Source organism: Pantoea sp. ME81, from assembly GCF_903970985.1.
Classification (GTDB): domain Bacteria; phylum Pseudomonadota; class Gammaproteobacteria; order Enterobacterales; family Enterobacteriaceae; genus Pantoea; species Pantoea communis.
Map to the genome: position 1 here is coordinate 1 of NZ_CAJCKS010000098.1, position 18,654 is coordinate 18,654.

General features: G+C 58.9%; 18 protein-coding genes and 2 pseudogenes. 10 read left to right on the forward strand and 10 right to left on the reverse strand.

Annotation, left to right across the window (positions count from 1 at the left end; genetic code table 11):
• Positions 1–126: 126 nt before the first annotated feature.
• From H7A81_RS17170 to H7A81_RS17195, 6 genes and pseudogenes are all read left to right on the forward strand, one after another.
• Positions 127–732, forward strand: a pseudogene (locus tag H7A81_RS17170) (TonB-dependent receptor domain-containing protein); the annotation flags it as partial.
• A gap of 37 nt (positions 733–769) precedes the next feature.
• Positions 770–1,678 (forward strand): ABC transporter substrate-binding protein, encoded by a 909-nt coding sequence (locus tag H7A81_RS17175; protein ID WP_182058150.1) that lies wholly within the window; start codon positions 770–772, stop codon positions 1,676–1,678.
• Positions 1,675–2,658: an iron ABC transporter permease gene (locus H7A81_RS17180; RefSeq protein WP_220458109.1), complete on the forward strand. Its 984-nt coding sequence runs from the start codon at positions 1,675–1,677 to the stop codon at positions 2,656–2,658. The genes H7A81_RS17175 and H7A81_RS17180 overlap by 4 nt, the downstream gene beginning before the upstream one ends.
• A complete protein-coding gene (locus H7A81_RS17185; RefSeq protein ID WP_182058152.1) occupies positions 2,651–3,682 on the forward strand; it encodes an iron ABC transporter permease in 1,032 nt (343 codons plus the stop codon). Before H7A81_RS17180 ends, H7A81_RS17185 begins: the two co-directional genes overlap by 8 nt.
• Positions 3,683–3,697: 15 nt before the next feature.
• Positions 3,698–4,492: an ABC transporter ATP-binding protein gene (locus H7A81_RS17190; RefSeq protein ID WP_182058154.1), complete on the forward strand. Its 795-nt coding sequence runs from the start codon at positions 3,698–3,700 to the stop codon at positions 4,490–4,492.
• The gene (locus H7A81_RS17195) at positions 4,479–5,225 is read left to right on the forward strand and encodes a (2Fe-2S)-binding protein (RefSeq protein ID WP_182058156.1); all 747 of its coding nucleotides are present in this window, start codon (positions 4,479–4,481) and stop codon (positions 5,223–5,225) included. Before H7A81_RS17190 ends, H7A81_RS17195 begins: the two co-directional genes overlap by 14 nt.
• Positions 5,226–5,269: 44 nt before the next feature.
• Here H7A81_RS17195 and H7A81_RS27990 read toward each other — a convergent pair.
• Positions 5,270–5,366 (reverse strand): annotated as a pseudogene (locus H7A81_RS27990) (SOS response-associated peptidase); the annotation flags it as partial.
• A 689-nt stretch (positions 5,367–6,055) separates the two neighbouring features.
• Between H7A81_RS27990 and H7A81_RS17200 the strand changes: the two are divergent.
• On the forward strand, positions 6,056–7,372 hold the full coding sequence (locus tag H7A81_RS17200) for a PAS domain-containing methyl-accepting chemotaxis protein (RefSeq protein ID WP_255478987.1): 1,317 nt from the start codon (positions 6,056–6,058) through the stop codon (positions 7,370–7,372).
• Positions 7,373–7,628: 256 nt separating this feature from the next.
• Here the strand turns inward: H7A81_RS17200 and H7A81_RS17205 are convergent, their stop codons facing one another.
• The 4 genes from H7A81_RS17205 to H7A81_RS17220 all read right to left on the reverse strand — a co-directional run bounded on the left by H7A81_RS17205 (position 7,629) and on the right by H7A81_RS17220 (position 9,878).
• The gene (locus H7A81_RS17205) at positions 7,629–8,357 is read right to left on the reverse strand and encodes a hypothetical protein (protein WP_182058158.1); all 729 of its coding nucleotides are present in this window, start codon (positions 8,355–8,357) and stop codon (positions 7,629–7,631) included.
• Positions 8,358–8,492: 135 nt separating this feature from the next.
• Positions 8,493–8,726 (reverse strand): KTSC domain-containing protein, encoded by a 234-nt coding sequence (locus H7A81_RS17210; RefSeq protein ID WP_039328784.1) that lies wholly within the window; start codon positions 8,724–8,726, stop codon positions 8,493–8,495.
• Between the two features lie 203 nt (positions 8,727–8,929).
• The gene (locus tag H7A81_RS17215; protein ID WP_182058160.1) at positions 8,930–9,532 is read right to left on the reverse strand and encodes a DUF2913 family protein; all 603 of its coding nucleotides are present in this window, start codon (positions 9,530–9,532) and stop codon (positions 8,930–8,932) included.
• A gap of 103 nt (positions 9,533–9,635) precedes the next feature.
• Positions 9,636–9,878: a DUF2767 family protein gene (locus H7A81_RS17220; RefSeq protein ID WP_039328789.1), complete on the reverse strand. Its 243-nt coding sequence runs from the start codon at positions 9,876–9,878 to the stop codon at positions 9,636–9,638.
• A gap of 457 nt (positions 9,879–10,335) precedes the next feature.
• On the opposite strand from H7A81_RS17220, the gene H7A81_RS17225 reads away from it, so the two are divergent.
• Positions 10,336–11,997 (forward strand): methyl-accepting chemotaxis protein, encoded by a 1,662-nt coding sequence (locus H7A81_RS17225; protein WP_182058161.1) that lies wholly within the window; start codon positions 10,336–10,338, stop codon positions 11,995–11,997.
• Between the two features lie 585 nt (positions 11,998–12,582).
• Here H7A81_RS17225 and H7A81_RS17230 read toward each other — a convergent pair.
• Entirely contained in the window at positions 12,583–12,753 is a 171-nt protein-coding gene (locus tag H7A81_RS17230) for a hypothetical protein (protein ID WP_166936816.1), read from the reverse strand.
• A 503-nt stretch (positions 12,754–13,256) separates the two neighbouring features.
• Between H7A81_RS17230 and H7A81_RS17235 the strand changes: the two genes are divergently transcribed.
• On the forward strand, positions 13,257–14,006 hold the full coding sequence (locus H7A81_RS17235) for a GNAT family N-acetyltransferase (protein ID WP_182058163.1): 750 nt from the start codon (positions 13,257–13,259) through the stop codon (positions 14,004–14,006).
• A 13-nt stretch (positions 14,007–14,019) separates the two neighbouring features.
• On the opposite strand, the gene H7A81_RS17240 is transcribed toward H7A81_RS17235, so the two are convergent.
• From H7A81_RS17240 to H7A81_RS17250, 3 genes are all read right to left on the reverse strand, one after another.
• On the reverse strand, positions 14,020–16,146 hold the full coding sequence (locus H7A81_RS17240; RefSeq protein WP_255478990.1) for a bifunctional diguanylate cyclase/phosphodiesterase: 2,127 nt from the start codon (positions 16,144–16,146) through the stop codon (positions 14,020–14,022).
• A gap of 264 nt (positions 16,147–16,410) precedes the next feature.
• On the reverse strand, positions 16,411–16,614 hold the full coding sequence (locus H7A81_RS17245; protein WP_182058165.1) for a hypothetical protein: 204 nt from the start codon (positions 16,612–16,614) through the stop codon (positions 16,411–16,413).
• Positions 16,615–16,678: 64 nt separating this feature from the next.
• Positions 16,679–16,918, reverse strand: coding sequence for a hypothetical protein (locus tag H7A81_RS17250; RefSeq protein WP_039328794.1), 240 nt, complete (start codon positions 16,916–16,918; stop codon positions 16,679–16,681).
• A 358-nt stretch (positions 16,919–17,276) separates the two neighbouring features.
• On the opposite strand from H7A81_RS17250, the gene H7A81_RS17255 reads away from it, so the two are divergent.
• Positions 17,277–17,483: a DUF3606 domain-containing protein gene (locus H7A81_RS17255; RefSeq protein ID WP_182058167.1), complete on the forward strand. Its 207-nt coding sequence runs from the start codon at positions 17,277–17,279 to the stop codon at positions 17,481–17,483.
• On the opposite strand, the gene H7A81_RS17260 is transcribed toward H7A81_RS17255, so the two are convergent.
• Positions 17,480–18,654, reverse strand: a 1,175-nt coding sequence (locus tag H7A81_RS17260; RefSeq protein ID WP_255478988.1) for a methyl-accepting chemotaxis protein, incomplete at its 5' end; no start/stop codon positions are given. The genes H7A81_RS17255 and H7A81_RS17260 overlap by 4 nt on opposite strands.

Consider the following 18,654-nt stretch of genomic DNA (forward strand, 5'->3'; position numbering starts at 1 on the left):
GAAGTGAGCAAAAGCCCGATAAAATAGAGGGTTATAGTGGACTGCATCAGACACTGCTGCGTAAGCATTTTGCGCCTGCGCGATGATGCAGCCTGAGTGGATACCTGCTGAACAGGGCCGAGATATTACAACGGGCTGAACCCGATCGTCACCAAAAACAGCGAGGCGGGCTTCCGCATTCAGCAGGCGCCCTTTGATTTTGAAGCAAGCTACTACCGTTCTTCTTCAAAGCTCGGAAGCCGCGTGGAACTGGTTGATGACGCATTCGTCGCCCGCCGGGAAAAAACGCAAATCGATGGCGTGGAGGTCAACGCGGGCTACAGCCCTAATGCGGATCACAAGCTCACGCTCGCCTGGTCGCACATGCGCGGCCGTTACGACAGCGATGAAAACGGCAGCCTGGATGCTAAACTTGACGGCCTGAATATCGCGCCGGACCGTATCATCGCCAGCTGGTCAGCAAACTGGAATGCGGAGCTGAGTACCTTCCTGCAGGCCAACTGGGCTATGAGCAAAAAATTCGACGATGAGGAAAAGGATTTCTCCGGTTACACACTGGTGGATGCAGCCGTGGGTTACAAGCTTCCCCGGGGACAGCTGAGCCTGGGCATTTCCAACCTGCTGAATAAAAAATACATCACTTATTATTCGCAGAGCGCCTCCGTTGATCCTGACCGCTATTTTGCCGGGAGGGGGCGCACGGCCACGCTCGGCTACAGTCTTGACTTCTGATTACGGCCGCCCCGCTTCCGGGGTGGTAAACCTGACGATGGAAAAACAGTTTTACTTTTCGCCTCTTCGCCGGCGCTGGCTGCAGGCGCTGCTGTTATGCAGCGTTTCACCCGGCCTGCTGGCTGAACAAACGCCCGCACGGCGAGCCGTTTCGCTGTTTCAGGGCGCCACTGACAGCCTGGCGGCACTCGGCATTACGCCCTGCGGGATCGTTGAATCCTGGGCTGAAAAGCCGGTTTACCGTTACCTGCGAAACCAGTTTTCAGGCGTGCCGCAGTTAGGCCTGGAAACCCAGCCGGCGCTTGAAAAAATAGCGCTGCTCAGGCCCGATATCATTTTTGCTTCCCGTTTCCGCCACCAGGATGTTGCGCCGCTGATGGAAAAGATTGCACCCGTGGTGCTGCTCGATGACGTTTATGAGTTTAAAAAAACGCTGACAGTCGTCGCAGAAAAACTTTCAAAGGTCAATGAGGCCAGAGACCTGCTTCAGCGCTGGGACTCCCGGATTGTCGCCCTTCAGACCCTAATGAGAGAACGGTTCGGTGAACAGGCCAGACCCCGGGTATCCGTCATTGAAGTCCGCCCCGACCACATACGCAGCTACGCTCCACAAAGCTTTTCTGGCTCGGTGATGTCCGAAATTGGTTTTGACTGGAACGGGCAGGCTGCGCAGACGCGCGGCACGTCGTTGCGCTTTTCCAGCATGGAGAACCTGCCGTTGCTGGATGCCGATATCTTTTTCATTCTGCTCCGGGCGGACAGCCCTGCCATTCTGCGTCAGTACCGGGTGATAACCGCGCATCCGCTCTGGCAGCAACTGCGCGCCGTGAAAGCGCGACAGTTATGGCCGGTTGACAGCGTTTCCTGGAGTCTGTCCGGTGGCATAATTGGCGCAAATCAGATCCTCACTGACACAGAGCTGGCGCTGAGCCGGGGGGCATCGTGAAAGCACGCTTTCTGTTCTGCTGTGCCCTTCTGGCGCTGATGATGGTGGTCAGCGTCATGGCCGGAGTGCGCTTCTACCCGCTGTCGCAAGTGGCTGACGCTTTGTTTCACTCCGATCCCCTCCGTGCGGCTGACGCCATCATTCGCACATCCCGGTTGCCACGCACATGGCTGGCCATGTGTGTGGGGGCTTTTCTTGCAGTGGCAGGCGGACTGATGCAGGCGCTGACCCGCAATCCTGTGGCATCGCCCGGGCTGTTCGGCATCAATGCGGGCGCGGCGCTGACAGTTGTGCTGGCCGGCAGCGTTTTTTCCTTTAACACCCCCTGGCAGACACTTTTACTGGCATTTTTCGGGGCGTGTGCTGCCAGCGCAATGGTGTGGTTCGCCAGCCGGGCAGGTAACGGACGGGATAATCCACTCCGGCTGGTGCTGGCTGGGGTGGCGATAACCGCGCTGTGTAATGCCATTACCCAGGCAATCCTCGTTATCGATCAGGAGACGCTTGATACGATGCTGTTCTGGCTGGCCGGGAGCCTGTCGGGTCATGACCTGCCTCATATCTATGCGATGCTGCTTCCCGGAACGCTGCTGACAGTCGTCGCGTGCCTGTCTGCCAGACACATGAATGTACTGCGTGCCGGCGAGGAAATTGCTACCGGCCTTGGACAAAACATCGTCCGGGTTCGCCTCCTCGCCAGCCTGCTGGTCGTGGGACTGGCGGGAAACGCCGTCGCACTGGCCGGGAGTATCGGTTTCGTCGGGCTGATAGTGCCACATATCGCCCGCCAGCTGTTTGGCAGTGACCTGCGCCTGATGCTGCCGGCCTGCGCATTGCTCGGTGCGTTACTGTTACTCACGGCGGATATCGTGGCGCGCGTGATAATATTGCCTCAGGAAGTGCCCGTCGGCGTCATGACGGCGCTGATGGGCGCGCCATTTTTTATAATGCTGGCGCAGCGCAGGGGACATCATGTCTGATAACCGTGTTCTACGCTGCGGTCCGTTTTCCCGCCAGTATGCCGGGCGCTTGCCGGTGGTGATGCTGCTCTGCCTGCTGGCTTCGCTGCTGATGACGCTTGCTGCATTAAGCGCCGGCGACGTCCCCCTTCCGTTACCTCAGACGCTGTGGCTCCTGATACAACCTGACGCCACCCCACAAAGCTTCATCCTGCACGAACTGCGTTTACCCCGCGTGGCGCTTGCGCTGCTGTCAGGCGCGGGGCTCGGACTCGCCGGACTGGTTATGCAGCTGTTAGTGCGTAATCCGCTGGCATCTCCGGACACGCTCGGCGTCACTACCGGCGCAAGCGTCGGGGCGCTGCTGTGGCTTTCCTTTTTCAGTATTTCCTGGGGCAGCGCGCTGATGCCGGTGGCAGCGATGGCTGGCGCAACCTGCGCGGTTGGCCTGGTCTTTATGCTTTCATGGCGCAGAGGCCTGACGCCGGTTCGACTTATCCTCACTGGCGTCGGCATCTCGGCAATGGCGGGCGCAATGGTTACCCTTACCCTTGTTTTCAGCCCGCTGACTACCACCTTTTCTGCATGGGTATGGCTTAGCGGCAGCGTTTATGCGGCGACCTGGGAAAAGGTGCGTCACCTCCTCGCCATCGATCTGGCGGCATTGCTGCTCTGGCTGTTTTCGCTGCGTTATCTGAGCGCGCTTCTGCTGGACGACGACCTTGCCACGGGGCTGGGTGTGCGGGTGCATGTAATGCGGGCCCTGCTATTGTTGGGCTGCGTGATACTTTCCGGCGGCGCGATAGCAATGGTGGGCGCCATGGCGTTTGTTGGCCTGATAGCGCCCCACCTCGGCAGACAGATTGTACGTCACGGCATTTTTGGCCAGGCGTTTGTCACCGCCTGCTGCGGCGGCGTCATGGTGGTTACTGCTGACCTGCTGGCCAGAACGCTGTTCCGGCCTGCAGATCTTCCGGCGGGCATCTTTGTTGCGCTGGTCGGCGCGCCGTTTTTTCTGGCGTTGCTTATCCGGCAGCGTACGTAAACTGATGGAGAAAACGTGTCTCTTTCCACTCATAAGCTGAACGTGAGCTATACACAGCAGCAGGTCATACACTCGCTGGATCTCAAACTGCCCGCGGCGAAAGTCTCTGTACTGATCGGGAGTAATGGCTGTGGTAAAAGCACCCTGCTCCGGGCGATGGCCCGGCTTCTCAGGCCGCAGTCGGGAGCCGTTATACTGGACGGGATGGATATTCATGCCAGCAGTACGGCGCAGGTCGCCCGCCGGCTGGCGATCCTGCCGCAGATCCCAATCGCACCCGAAGGAATTTCCGTACGTCAGCTCGTTAGCCTGGGACGCTTCCCGTATCAGAGCTGGTTACGTCAGGGGTCAGCGGAAGATGAAAGGCAGGTAGACGAGGCCCTTCGCCTGACCGGAACTGATGCATTACAGCATCGCCCTGTGGATGCCTTATCAGGCGGGCAGCGGCAGCGCGTCTGGATTGCCATGACCCTGGCACAGGCGACCGATACGTTGCTGCTGGATGAGCCGACCACCTATCTTGATCTGGCCCATCAGATTGAGGTGCTTGAACTGTTGCGCGACCTGAACCAGACGCACGGTAAAACCATCGTTATGGTCCTGCACGATCTTAATCTGGCCAGCCGCTACGCCGACCATCTGGTCGCCGTACACGACGGACGGGTTTATGCACAGGGTGCGCCGGGGGATATCATGACTGAAGCGCTGGTGAATAAGGTGTTTAACCTGCAGTGCCGGATTATTGAAGATCCTTTCTTTCGCTCGCCGCTGTGTATTCCTTTTCCCGGGGCGCTACATGCTGACGCCTGAGGAGCAAGCCTTTCTGCAGAAGAATTTCCGCTTACGGCCCCTCGCGGCGGCCGACGCGCGCAGTATGCCGGCAGAATATGTGCTCAATGCGAAACATTGCGATGCCTTTTTACGTCTCGTGATGCCGCTGACAGGCGCACCGGATGTGGCCATAGCCGCCTCGCTGTTTGCAAAACGTCTGGCATTTCTCGCGACGGGCAATGTGCTCTATGCTATGAGCGTGTTTGACAGTGGCCTGACCTTCTCTCTTTCTCGCAGCCGGCTTGAGTATGCTCACGATAACGGGCTATGGACATCGTCGCTCCCGGCAGACACTCTAGTGACATGCTATCTTCCCGGTGAGCGAGATGCCTGGCGTGAAGAAGTCGTGTCAGCGCTTTTCCGCGGGTTTCTTTCTCCGCTCTGGCAAAGTCTGGCCGGAGTGAGCGGACTGCCCATACAGATACTCTGGGAAAATACCGCGATGCGGGTTTTTTCACTTTATCAGGGCCGAATGGACAGGCTCGATGAAATGCAGAACGAGCGCAGGGATGCCGATTTTAACTGGTTGATCGGACAGGCTTCACCTTCTCTCTTTGGCCTGTCCTGGAACCCGCTGCAACGCTTCCGCCGACCTCTCCAGCTAAACGCGGCGGGAAAGCCTGTGCGCTTTCGTCGCACCTGCTGTTTCTATTACAAAGCAACCGACCCTGTCGAATACTGCCTCAACTGCCCGCTCTGCAGGCCAAAATAAGCACCGGACTTTAGCCGAGTGGGAGACGTGCTGGTACTCAATTACTCGCGAACGGCGTCAGGGGCAATCACCAGTGGGCGCCTGTCATGAATATTAACCATGCCCCCTGTGGCTGGGCGACGTCACAATCACAACCCCTTCTCTTCCGTGGTGCTGCCCGGAAAGCTTGGATGTTCACTATTTATCACATCGCTCCACTTCCTGTTCGGACTCCTGCAGTTCGGACATCAGTGACGCCAGATCTATCGTTCCGGCCGCCGGATTGCGGCTTGCCCACCGGGCACATAGCCTGAGCACGCTCAGGCGTATCAGAGCTTCACGCTAGGGCGAGGCACCGTTTTCCGTTATGACGACACCTCTGTTCATGAACGCACGTTTTTTCCAGCTTATGAAGAGGTTCTCCCATGCTGGCATATCACACCGGCTCGCAGTGTCAGGAGAAACATGCGTTTTGTCACTTCAGATACGGACGGATAGAAAACGGGTATGCAGTTGTGTTGGATATCAATCAGGAAAAGATTCCAATGCGGAAGGGCTATAAACGGTGAAGGTCCACCGAGCAGAGCGTGTCTGGCTAAAAGCGCATCCGTTGCTCAGACAGCTGTAAGGTTCTCACACGGAAGGTATGCTGACCTGACTTACATGTTGCACGCCATCAGATTCATGGTGTCCGACAATCTGGTTAGTAGACAGTAGTTAGCTCCAGGAGGTGTTTAGCAATCTTGTTAAAGTTCGAAACAATTGTAACCCGTGACTATCACAGCAATACATAATGTCCACATTCGGTTTGCCGATAACCGAAGCAGTCATTGGATAATCCGGAACATATCATGCTCCTGCATACGTTAAAAAATCTGTTTTCCCTAAGTCGCTCACGTTTATCCGCTTCTGTAGGCGCGCTTGAGCAGGCTATGCCAGTTATTGAGTTCACCCCAGCCGGAATAATCCGGAAGGCCAGCCCGCTTTTTCTTACTACTATGGGCTACCGAGCCGACGAAATAATCGGACACCACCACAGCATGTTTTGTGCCCCTTCGCTAATCAGTACACCTGAATACCGCCATTTCTGGCAGCGCCTTGCGGACGGTGAGAGCTTCAGTGGTAAGTATATGAGGCTGGCAAAGGGCAACCGTCCCGTATGGCTAGAGGCAAGCTACATTCCCGTTGCTGACAGGCGCGGGAGGGTTTTTAAAATCATCAAAATAGCCGCAGACGTTTCCGGGCGCGTACAGTCAGCACTGGAACTGGAGTCACTCGTCAATGCCATCAGCCGCTCTATGGCCGTCATTACGTTCGATCCAGCCGGACTTGTACTTGATGTTAACGAAAACTTCCTTAGCGCCACCGGGTATCAGCGGGAGGAGGTCATCGGTCAGCATCACAGGCTATTTTGTAGCGAATCACTGTATAAAAGTGATGAGTACCGGCAGTTCTGGGAAAAACTGAATCAGGGTGAATTTTTCTCTGGCCAGTTCCCACGACTGAATAGTCGTGGTGCCCCGCTTTGGTTACGTGCCACCTATAATCCGGTATTCAGCCCAGATGGCAAACTGTATAAAATTGTGAAATTTGCTTCAGACGTTACCGGTCAGGTCCTGCGAAATCAGAAAGAGCAGGATGCCGCCGTGCACGCGTGGGATATGGCAGTCCAGACACGGGGAAGTGCCCAGACAGGTGCAGACGTAATCGAGAACAGCATCAGAATGATAGACAGGATTGCCCTTGGGATGAGCTCGGTTTCAGCGGATATATCCCGACTCAACAGTCAGTCTGACAGCATTGACGGTATGGTCGAAACAATCCGAAGCTTTGCCATGCAGACAAGGCTGATTGCCCTGAATGCCGCTATTGAAGCAGCCAGGGCGGGTGCCTCAGGCAGAAGCTTTGCCGTTGTCGCCGCAGAAGTCCGCAACCTTGCAGCAAGCGTCAGTGCTGCCACTGAAGAAATCGAACGGGTCGTGGTGGATAACAACCTGCTGGCCAAAAAAGTACTCTGTGGTATAGAGGGCAGTATGGCAAACACAAAGGACGGCGTGGCGCTCATGCGCGAGGCAGGTGAGGTCATTGCCAGTATTCAGATAAACTCAGAAGGCGTGGAGAAAGCCGTCAGGGATGTGGCACATTCAGTGAAAGAGGGACATGCCTGATGGGCTGACTGATATAAAGGGAAGGTTTAGCGGTGTGGAGGAGCCAGAAACCCCTGGGGCGGCCTTATGTTCATCTGGTCCGATATGCTGCCGGTGCCGGTTACGGGCTCTGCATCAGATATCTGGGGGGCAGCCTGACCATGCTTTTGCAGAACGGGTATATAACACGTTTTATCATGCTCCCCCTAAGTACTGCTGCACTTTCCCGCTGACACACATGCTCTCGGCAGCACCGGAATTTACTCTTTTAAAGGTTTCAGTGCGTGCGACTTTGCCAGTGGAAATCGAGGCTCACGGCCTCCCCGTCCTTCTCCATTATTATCCTTTCTCTGGCACAGACGCCGTTGGGTATGATTTTTTTCCAGTGCCGGTCTGTCAGCTCCGGATATACGGGGATAAAAAACATCCCCGTCAGAAGCCACTGGCGGGATTCAACCCGACTGACTGTCTGAGGTGACAACCAGAGCGGCATGCTGAAACCCAGGGCGCGGGTGTGCGCAATCCGCAGGACACCCTCAGGTGGCGGGAGGGCGGCAAACACGACCGCGGGCAGAGGAGCACGCAGGCAGAGAGAACCGCACCGGTGAAAGCTGTCACCCTCGACCGTAACAGGAGAATCAAGATGTGCCGCAGAGATACCGGCGGCGTAAGACGTCCTCCAGCTAAAGCGGTCCACGCTGTAAATCATGCCGGTGAGATTTTCTTCCCGGACAGCACGGGCGTGCGCGTGTTCAGCAACAGCGCTGCAGAAGGCGCTGAACGCAGATGCTGGCATCTCCCCGAGCGGATAGCGCCGGAAAATGATTTTCCGCTCAGGATGGTTAAGGAGTGACTGTCCGCGGGTCTGTAAAACATTTTTAATGTGTGAGCTCAAACCCGTCACGGGATACCAGCGTCCAGGAAAATCAGGCTGCCGCATCTTCCAGCAGCTGTGGGTGAAATCCATTTTTCGTGACGTAATTTTCCTTATGTTATCCGGGAGCATCCGTGCTCGTTATTCCCGGATGCCCGAATCAGTAATGGCTGAAACGCTACTTTCCGGGGGGAAACGGCCACCTGATAGAACGGAGTGGCCGCGGGCCGGCGCGTAGCCAGTGATGCGTATGCGCAGATGATGGCGTCAGACGCCGCGCCGCAGGCTGAGGCTGCCCCGCAGGGAAATATAGCGGCCCTCGATGCTGCTCCTGAAAAATGCGTCAGCGTCCGCGGCCGCGCAGAACGCCTGATACACCTTTGCCGGCACCGCGAGCCAGCGACGGCACGCGCCGTTCCGGTACTCCAGTTCCAGTACGCCGCTGGTCGGATCGTAACCCGCGCTGCGAAACAGGTGAGACGTGACTTCATGCCTGTTCATACTGTGGTTCCTGTCCTGGCGATCGCGCACGTGGACGCCGTCCAAAAAAGTGGGGTGCCGCCGGGCGGCTCCCCGTTCAGGGAATAAAAAAAACGATTTATTATTCTGACTACGCAGGTATTATCGGCCGCCCGCCCTGAAACCTGAGCCGGCGCGCATGTTCACTCTAGTCTGTGACCTCCGTGACCATTTCTGTTCAGGTCTCACGCTGCCCGGAACCCGTCCGCGAGGAGGAGGTGCAGATGTTCATCGGCACTTCTGGCCGCTTCCCGGCGCCAGCCCGATCGCTGCAGCAGCTTATCGAGCGCGTAAAGCTCGCCGGTGATGCGCGCGGGCAGGGGTATGCGCTGGCGGCCGTGCTCGTCAAAGCCGGCGTCGAGCGCGTGACGGTTCAGGTAAATGCCCGATACCGAAGGGCTCAGGCGAAGCTGCCGGCGGCCGCGCCATTCACTCTCTGCCAGCACCATGTAAATCCATCCGGTCAGTTTCACCGCGTGCAGGGCGTGCTGCAACCGGAACAGGTCGTTCTGCCCCTGCAGGTTGCCGTTGCCGGCGCGCCACAGATAGTCGAGCTTGCCGGGCAGGTCGGCACGCAGTCCCTTCACCCGCCCTTCTTTCAGCAGCCAGCTGATGTCGCTGGCAAGCTCCCGGGGAAAACGCCGCTGCTTCTCGGCGGTAGCCAGCCAGCGAGTCAGAAAGAGGTTGTCCTGCGCGGGGGAGGTCGCGACCCCGTCGCGGCGGGCAGTGTGCAATGCAATCAACCCGCACCAGGCCAGGTGACTGACGTTCAGATTGTCGTTATCCATAAGAGGCATCCTTCATGCAGGACCACAAAAAAGATTGGCACTGAAATGCGGTATCTTATGACACCATCCCTGCCCGGAGTAGTCTGTTTAGTCTGCACCCGATTCAGCTGTGAAGTCTGACTTCATCCGGGTCGTCGCCCCGGAGCTGTTCAATCGCGAAAATCAGCGAGGGATTACAGACTTCATTTTCCTTTTCGCTGGCTTTTACGAGCTTGACCAGCTCCCGGATCAATCGATTACGATCGGTCTGCTGGCCCCGGTCGGCCAGATTCAGGCAAATCATGCCGGTAATCCGGCAAGCCTCCCAGTAGAGGGATTCTGTCAGTTCATCTTCTGAGTCTTTCATCCGCGTTTCTTCCGTTTGAATCTGATGCATATGAGCATACTGGCGTAGGCAGAGCCTGCTATTATCAGCTTACTGAGAATTGTAGCGGCGGTCAGCAGGCTACTGAAGCCGATATTCAGACGGGCGAGCAGTGCTAAGCCTGTGCTGTGAATGCCGCTTTAGCGGCCTGTCAGCAGCTTATCAGTCAGAAGGTCGGAGGTAAAAGAAGCAGCAGGCCTCTTGCTCTGCAGCGACACTTACCCATAGTCACAGCATCCATTTATCTGCCCCTGCAGCTCCGTCCATCCAGTCCGGGCGGTGGTGGCTGGTCAATGGGGGAAAACGCGATACCCGTGCGACGCGGGTCTGCTTAATTTGAAATAACGTTTCCTGCATTTCTGCCGATAAATATGCTGAAAGTTTTTATTATTTTCAGATTTCATAAATTATCAGTCACTTACAATGGCAGGAATTACAGATGACGATTACACAGCGATTGTTGCTCACCTTCTCACTTCTCTCTGCCGCGCTGGTCGCGATGGTCATTGTGGCCGTCATGGTTGCCGGTGGATTTCAGTCCCGCTTTCAGTATGTGCAGGAAAATACCGTTGCGTCATTGCTGGATCTGGGAAAACTGGTAGACGGCAGTAATTCCCTCATTATCTGGCTCTACCGCCACCAGAGCGCAACAGATCCGCGGCGACAGGCTGAAGTCGAAAAGAAAATCGATGAAGCTATAAGTAATATTAAATCACTGAACAACTATTACCTGAATAATGACATATCGAACGAGGAGGACCGGCAGTTGACAGAGAGAGCGTTCTCCACCATCAAACAGGTTGAATCCTCGCTTCCGGAATTTCTTGCTGGCTCACGCGCACAGAATGACGCCATTGCACTGGGGGCGCTCCAGAGCAATAACGGTATTGGCGAAGCCGCCCGCCAGTTGATTGCAGGCTACCAGAAACAGCTCAAACTTAACGTGGACATCGGCAGCACCCTGCGTCAGGAAAATGACCGGACTTATCAGGTGACAGTCTGGAGCTTAATAGGGGGCTCCGCACTGGCCATTGCTATTCTGGCCTTCTTTGCGCTCAAAACGGTTTTCGGTATCCGCGGGCAACTCAACGGCATGCGGCAGACTATGGAAAACGCCAGCCAGCGGCTTGACCTGACGCTCAGGGTCGACGAGTCGCGCCGGGATGAAATCGGCCTGACCGCAAAAGCGTTTAATCATCTTATTGAAAACGTCTCAGCCTCGCTGACGAAGGTGGAGGCCTCTGCACAGTCGGTCAGCACTGCCTCTGCGCAGATAGCAGCCGGTAATGAGGACCTCTCATCACGAACCGAGGAGCAGGCTGCCTCGCTGGAGCAGACGGCGGCAAGCATGTCAGAATTGAGTGAAACCGTGCGTCAGACCGCTGAAAACACTCAGCTTGCCAGCCAGCTGGCGAAGAATGCCCGTGATATTTCAGAGGACAGCGCCGGGCGGGTACGCACGCTTCTGGATACAATGGGTGACATCAGGGGGAGCTCAGCAAAAATCACGGATATTATCGGGCTGATTGAAGGCATTGCATTTCAGACCAACATTCTGGCCCTGAACGCTGCCGTCGAAGCCGCGCGCGCAGGGGAACAGGGCCGCGGCTTCGCGGTGGTGGCGGGAGAGGTCCGTAACCTCGCGCAGCGTTCATCCTCCTCCGCCCGCGAAATCAAGGGGCTGATTGAGTCATCCATGGGCTTTGTCGAAGCCGGAGCGACGCAGGCTGAGGGCGTAGGGGAGAATATGTCCCGCATGAACGATGCCGTGCGGCAGGTCACCGATCTTGTCGATGAGATATCCGTTGCCGCCAGTGAACAGTCTCAGGGTATCGGGCAGGTCCATATTGCCGTGAATCAAATGGATGACGTAACACAACAGAATGCTGCGCTGGTTGAAGAAGCTTCGGCCGCGTCACGTTCGCTGATGGAACAGGCGGCGGCGCTGAACAAGCTGGTGAGTAACTTTACGCTGGTTCCGGACTCGGGCCAGGCAGGCACACTGGACGCTCAGGCTGTCCGGCCGGTACGGAGGGCTGCTTTATTACGCCCCACCCCTGCCGTTGCGTCAGTGGGGGATGATAACTGGAAGAGCTTCTGAGGCAGAATTTACGTTTTATTTGATTTAGGGGGCGGAGGTTACTGATGTTCCTAAACCCGCCGGGACCTGCTTATCAAAAGCGTGTTGCCTGGCAGGTTTATAAAAAATGCCGGCTGCACTCAGGTTTCGGAGCAAGGTGCCGATAACTTTAATGTGCCTCATCAGGGTACACATCTGATACTGCGACTGATTGTGCTGATGGCTTCCTCCCGGAAGCCATTTTTTTATTACGCTGCCTGCACAGTTAATTCCTGTACGGGACCGCCAGCGCCCGGATTCTGAACCCTTTCCCACGATGCTGATCTTAATGTCCGCCTTACAGGCAACACAGAAGAGCAGAACTTAGTGTTCAGAAAAAATTTTGGTCAGATAGGTTGGAAATTCAGGGTACGGGAAAGATCTTCATTACTGAAGACAGAGCGCAGGAAGGCTGAACAGACGTTAAAAAAACAGGGGCGGGTCAGCCCCTGAAAACATCAATGAGATAAACGGACTTACTCGTGTCGTGGAGTGTGGCCATCGGATTAACCACCTTCATGTTATCGGCTATCCGCTGAAAAACTTTAGCCCGGTCTTCTGTGATGCTTACTGTTTTTCATATCGCTCCACGTCCTGTTCGGCCTCCTCCAGCTCGGACATCAGCGCCGCGAGGTCCACCATTCCGGCCGCCGGGTTGCGGCTTGCCCGCCGGTAACGGATCCTGAGCGCGCTCAGGCGTATCAGCGCTTCACGATAGGGCGTGGCACCGTTTTTCATTATGACGTCTCCTCTGTGCATGAAGGCATGGTTTTCCCGCTCCTAAACAGACTTTAGCATGCACGGATATCCCCCCGGCACCCTGTGGTCAGGAGAAGCATGCGCTGTGTCACAAATGTGTCTCCCGCGTTTCAGACAGAGTCGGAGGAATGGCGGGCAGGAAGGATATAAAAAATCTCCCGGGGTATTCAGTCCCGGGAGCAACGCTGGATTTCACATAGCCGGCCTGACGCTGGCTGTGTAAAGCGGACCATGGGTCCTGAGAGGCGAACTGCTGGCGTCACGGACGGCCCTCTGCGTGGCCGGGTGCACAGGCCTACCTTAATGCAACCCTGGAAAAATCATGTCAGGAATTCTCTGGTTCTGCTTATTTTATTCTCACCCGTGCATAAATATATCTCCAGGGTCCAGATTTCGCTGAATTAAGCCCTTGAGCCCACTCTCAGCTGTACAGCACCACCGGACGGCATCAGGATACCCTGAATATCATCAGGAGGTGCTCCATGTCCGCAGCCGCACAATCTGCACCCGTCACGGAACACGTCCTGACGATTTGCCGGCTACCCGCTGGCATTCAAACTGACGCGCCGTTTCGCCTGCTGGTGTCTGCCCGGGAAGCCCCGCCTTTCGCAGGCTCCAGAACCGGGCGCACACTCAGGCTCACCTGGCACCTGCTGTCTGCCCTGCCGCGTGGCGCCCTTCCGGGAACCGTCAGCGCGGTGTTCACCCTTGGCTGGCGCGGCCTGCCGGGACGCGTGGCAATGGCACCCGGCGGCCTGGTGCTGGCCCCGCCGCTGCGCGGATGCGGCATAGGCACCTGGCTTTTGCAGCAGCTTGCCGCATGGGCCGCCACGCTGCCGGCGGCTAACCGGGTTGAGCTTCAGAGCCTTAATCCGTCTGAGCCGTTATCCCCGGTGGAGGAGGCGCGGCAGCGCCGGCTGCGCGAGGGGATTGGCGCTGAGGCACGAAGGGACGACCCGCCGCTGACGGTAGCCGGTCTGCGCCTACACCACCGGTGGGACAGCAGCCTGACAGCCGAAAGCCCGGAGGCGGCCCTGAAGGTCCTGCTCAGCCAGGCACCCGGCACCAACTACGAGCTGGCAAACTATGAGCGGCTGACGCTCAGCAGGAACGGCGAGGCCTGTTGTCCTGAAAGCAGTGCCCTACGCAGGGTCGGCCGGGGCCTGCTGTTTCTGGGCTCGCTGCCCTTCCTGCTACTCGATAAGCTGGCGCACCGGCTGATGGGCCGCTGAGGGCACCGTTTCATCAGCTGTCCATCACCGTTATGCTGTCGTCTTCCGCGGCAAGCAGCGCTTCAAACGCCGCTGCGGTCAGGGGCCTGCAGAGCCCGTTGCCCTGCATGATGTCGCACTGGGCGCCTGTCACGAACGCCCGCTGCCCCGCATCCTCCACCCCCTCCGCCGCTACGCTGAGCCCGAGGCTTTTCCCCAGCGCCGCGATGGCCCGGAACATCATCCGCACGCGCATGCTGGTGCCGAGCTCGAGGGTCAGCGACTTGTCAATCTTGAAGCCGCTGACGAAGCCGTGCCGCAGCAGGCTGATTGCGCCCAGCGTCCGACCGTAGTGATCGATAACAAATGCGGCTCCCGTGCGCCGGATGGCCGCAAACTGTGCCGGCATCTCCTCTACGAGCCCCGTCAGCAGCGGCTCGTCAACCTCCAGGTCCACAAAGGCGGCGTCGCCGCCTGCCGACTCGCGCAGCACGCTTTCCAGCCCGGGTCCGGAAAGCTGACGCGGGAACAGGTTAACGCTGACCCGAAGCTCCGGGCAGCGGACCTGCCACTGGCGGACCTGCGACAGTGCGGTGCGGATAATCCATTCACCAAGTGTCACGGACAGCGGGCTTTTCACCAGCATCTCAATAAAATCAGCGGGCAGCAGCAGGCCGCGGGCAGGATGCTGCCAGCGCACCAGTGCCTCGCAGCCTAGCAGGCGGCCGCTGCCGGCGTCATAGCGAGGCTGGTAGTGCAGAATGAACTGCTGCTGGCGCACCGCGGTTTCCAGCTCGCGCTCAAAGCGCCGGCGGCGCTGCTCCGCCGCCAGGAATTCGGGCCGGAACAGGACGCTGCAGCCCTTGCCCGAGGCCTTTGCCCGGTAGAGCGCCAGATCCGCCGCCGACATCACGGCCGACGTGTCCTCTCCGTGTTCAGGAAAGGCGGCAATGCCGGTGCTGGCGCCGACTATCACAGGTGAGCCGTGATAGCTGAAAGGCGTCTGCACGGCGGCAATCAGGCGCTCCGCCGTCAGGCCGGCACCGCTACTTCCGCCCGGCAGCAGGATGATAAACTCGTCGCCGCCGAGCCGGGCGGCGGTAACCGCCCCGGGGCACGCCTGTCGGATCTGCTCCGCCACGTGACAGAGCAGCGCGTCGCCGGCGGCGTGCCCGAGCGTGTCATTGACTTCCTTGAAGCCGTCCAGATCGATCATCAGCAGGGTATAAGGCACGCCGGCCTCCGTCAGCTGCCCCAGTTGCTGCATAAACGCACCGCGGCTGGCCAGCCGCGTCAGCATGTCCAGTGAGGCGAGTTCGCAGAGACGGGCCTCGCTCTCGTGCCGGGCGGTGACGTCGCGGATGATCATCCCCACCAGGCGTTCTCCGCCCTCCCGCCAGCCGGAGAACGATACGTCGGCCGGAAATTCCCGGCCGTCGCGCCTGAGCCCCCATATCTGCAGCGTGCGTGGCTGCGAAATCGCCGCCTCGTCGGCCGTCAGGCGATCCAGCTCGTTGCGGTAGTCGGTCTGGCAGCGCTCGGGAATAAGCCCGGCCACGTACTGGCCCGCCATCTCCTCCGGCCCGTAACCGAACATCGCAGTGGCGGCCGGGTTCCAGAAGGTGATTCCCCGGCACAGGTCGGTGCAGATGATGGCGTCCGGGGAAGTGGCCGAGATGGACTCCAGCCGCTGCTGGCTGGCGTGGCGCAGCAGCTCGAGCCGGTGAACCTCCATCCGGTCCATCACCAGCACAGCAATGTCGGCCAGGTGCTGCCGGTCATCGTCCGTGAGCGGCGGGCGCGGCTGCGTGTCGGTCAGGCACACGGTACCGATATGGTGCCCGTCCGGGGTAGTCAGCGGGATCCCCGCGTAGAAGCGGATGTGCGGGTAGCCATGCACCAGCGGGCTGTCGCAAAAGCGCGGATCGGCCAGGGCGTCGGGCACGCAGAGGATCTCCCCCTGCGCCAGCGTGTGGTCGCAGAAGGCGACGCTGCGGGCGGTGCCGGTGATATTCAGCCCGTAGCGGGATGCAAAAAGCTGCCGCTGGTCATCAATCAGCGAAACGAAGGCGGTGGGTACGCGAAAAAGGCGCGCGGCGAGCGTGGTGAGGCGGTCCAGCGCGTTTTCCGGCAGCGTATCCGCCTGCTGATAGGATGCCAGCGCCGCGAGGCGGGCAACCTCGTTGTCTGATGTCGGGCGTTTCAGGGTCTGTCCCCCCAGAGGTCGAATGAGCTGTGGCCGGCATGACACAGCAAAAAGGGGACACGTTCAATCAGACGGGGCCGCAGAAATACCTGCGGCCCCGCCGCCGGAAGAAAGGTCCGTCAGGCTGCCCCGCCGCCGCGGGCAGGGTCAGGGGTAACAGTGACGCCCGGCTATACCGGCGTCACAAAAACGTCATTTCAGGACCATTCCTGGCCGCGTTCAGCGCTGCAGGGCGGCGCACCGCAGGCAGATCACGCAGTCGGGGTGCCGCAGGCGCGCGGACTGAAGCCCATGCCTGAGCGAGTAAAACGTGCCAATAAAGCGGACTCCGCCGGCCTCAGCCAGTTCGACACACCCCGCGCAATGCACTTCCTGGAGCGCGGTGCGTCCGCGCCGCACCGCGTAGTAGTATTTACCGCTCATGTCCTTATCCTCTTATCGGCCGCGCCCGACTGAACTTCAGCGAGCCGTCAGCGGACAGAGCCTGCTACTTTTTCTTTTGCGGCACAAGGGCATAATGCGGATGACGCCCGGCGAGCAGCAGCAGGAGTTCATACTCCCCCTGGCTGAGGGGGGCGGGATTTTTTGCCGCCTCCTTCATCTGCCAGACGCGCAGGCTGAGCTCAAACCGCTCTGCGGCGGCCTCCTGCGACAGGCCAGCAGCAAGCCTGAGCTCGCGGACGTCGGAACCGACCGCAACGGGCCGGTACAAAAGTTGATTTCCCAGAAGACACTCCTTTCCGACTGGCGGATCACAACGGACCGTCAGAATAAAAATACCGGGGCTCGCCCCAATTCATTACATTATCTTAACATTAACCTTATAGTTCAATGCGTCATGAATTGTCTACGGGATAATTATCAGCAGGCACTTCATTTATTTTTATTCTGCTAAGTCAAATCAGACAAACAGCCTAACGGGCATATTATCCATACGACCAAGAATCCTCTCCTTTTTTTACGAAATCCTGACAGAAGGATTATTCCGGTATTTTCCGGATGATTATTCGCCAGGATAGGCAGGGCTTACCGGTGGCCGTATTTAAGGCGCCGCCACACCCTGTACCGATAAAAAGGATAACCTGATGAAAAACCGTGATTATATCCAGCGGCGGGTACCCGCCGACCTGAGCCGCATAGACATCCGGGAGCAATGGCAGATCACCTTCTGGACGCTGGAGCTGCGCACGACCCAGGAGCGTCTGACCCGGGCCGTGCGGGAGGCGGGCCCGGAAGCCGAGCGCGTTCGGGCGTGGCTGGAGAAAAATCCCCCGCCGCGTACGACGTGTTAATGATGCCAGAAGGCCACCCAGTCGCCTTTGGGTGGCGGGGTAGCCCGTCGTAAGCTGACCGGCGGGGCGGACGCTGCGGCAGCCGTGTAGCCCTCTTTTGCCGGCAGCGTAAACCGGGTAATGGCGCCGCCCAGCGCGGTCGTCTGCCCGCTGAGATTGCCCGCTGTGGCGGTAACTTCCTGCACCAGGGTGGCGTTCTGCTGCGTGACACGGTCAAGCTCCGCGACCGCCAGCGTGACCTGCGCTATGCCTTTGCTCTGCTCTACCGAGGCCAGCGCTATCTGGCCAATCAGCGCGTTGACCCCGACGACGCCGTGCAGCACCTCGCTCATGGTGTCACCGGCGCTGCCGGCGGCTCGGCGGCCGTCGCTGACTCGCGCCACGGTGTCGGCAATCAGCCCCTCAATTTCCTTTGAGGCGGCCGCGCTTCGCTGCGCCAGCGCGCGCACCTCAGTGGCCACGACGGCAAAGCCGCGTCCCTGCTCGCCGGCGCGGGCAGCCTCAACGGCGGCATTGAGTGCCAGAATGTTCGTCTGGAAGGAAATGCCGTTGATGGTCGCGGTGAACTGGCGGATTTTTTCTGAGCCCTCCGCGATGCCGCCAATGGCGTCCACCACGGTCTGCACCAGCTCCGCGCCCCGCTGGGTGGTGCCGGCGGTGCGGGCCGCCAACTCACGCGCCTCGCGGGCGTTTTCGGCGTTGTGGGCAACGGTGGCGGTGATTTCCTCCATGCTGGCCGCGGTCTGCTCCAGCGCGGCGGCCTGGGTAGCGGTCCGGTCAGATAAGTCGGCGTTGCCGGCCGCAATCTCCCCGGCCTCGCGGTCCAGGATCAACGCGTTGTCGCGGATGGCTGCCACCGCGTCCAGCAGGCTGCGCTGCATCTCCCTGACCAGCGGCACCAGTTGCCCGACGCAGTTGCGGCCCAGGTCTTCCGGCTCGCGCGTGAGGTCGCCCTCTGCGATGGTCCTCAGGTGCTCGCGGATTTTCGCCACCGGACGCACGAGGTGCACCACCAGATAGCGGTCGCAGAACGCCATCTGGGCGGCGGCGGCCAGCAGCGCGCTGATGAGAATCACTTCAAGCCGGTGGCGCTCGGCCATCACCGGCACGTCGGCGGCGGCCAGCTGCTGCGTCAGGCTGTCGAGCCGTTCGCGGGCGGCGGCCGGATAAG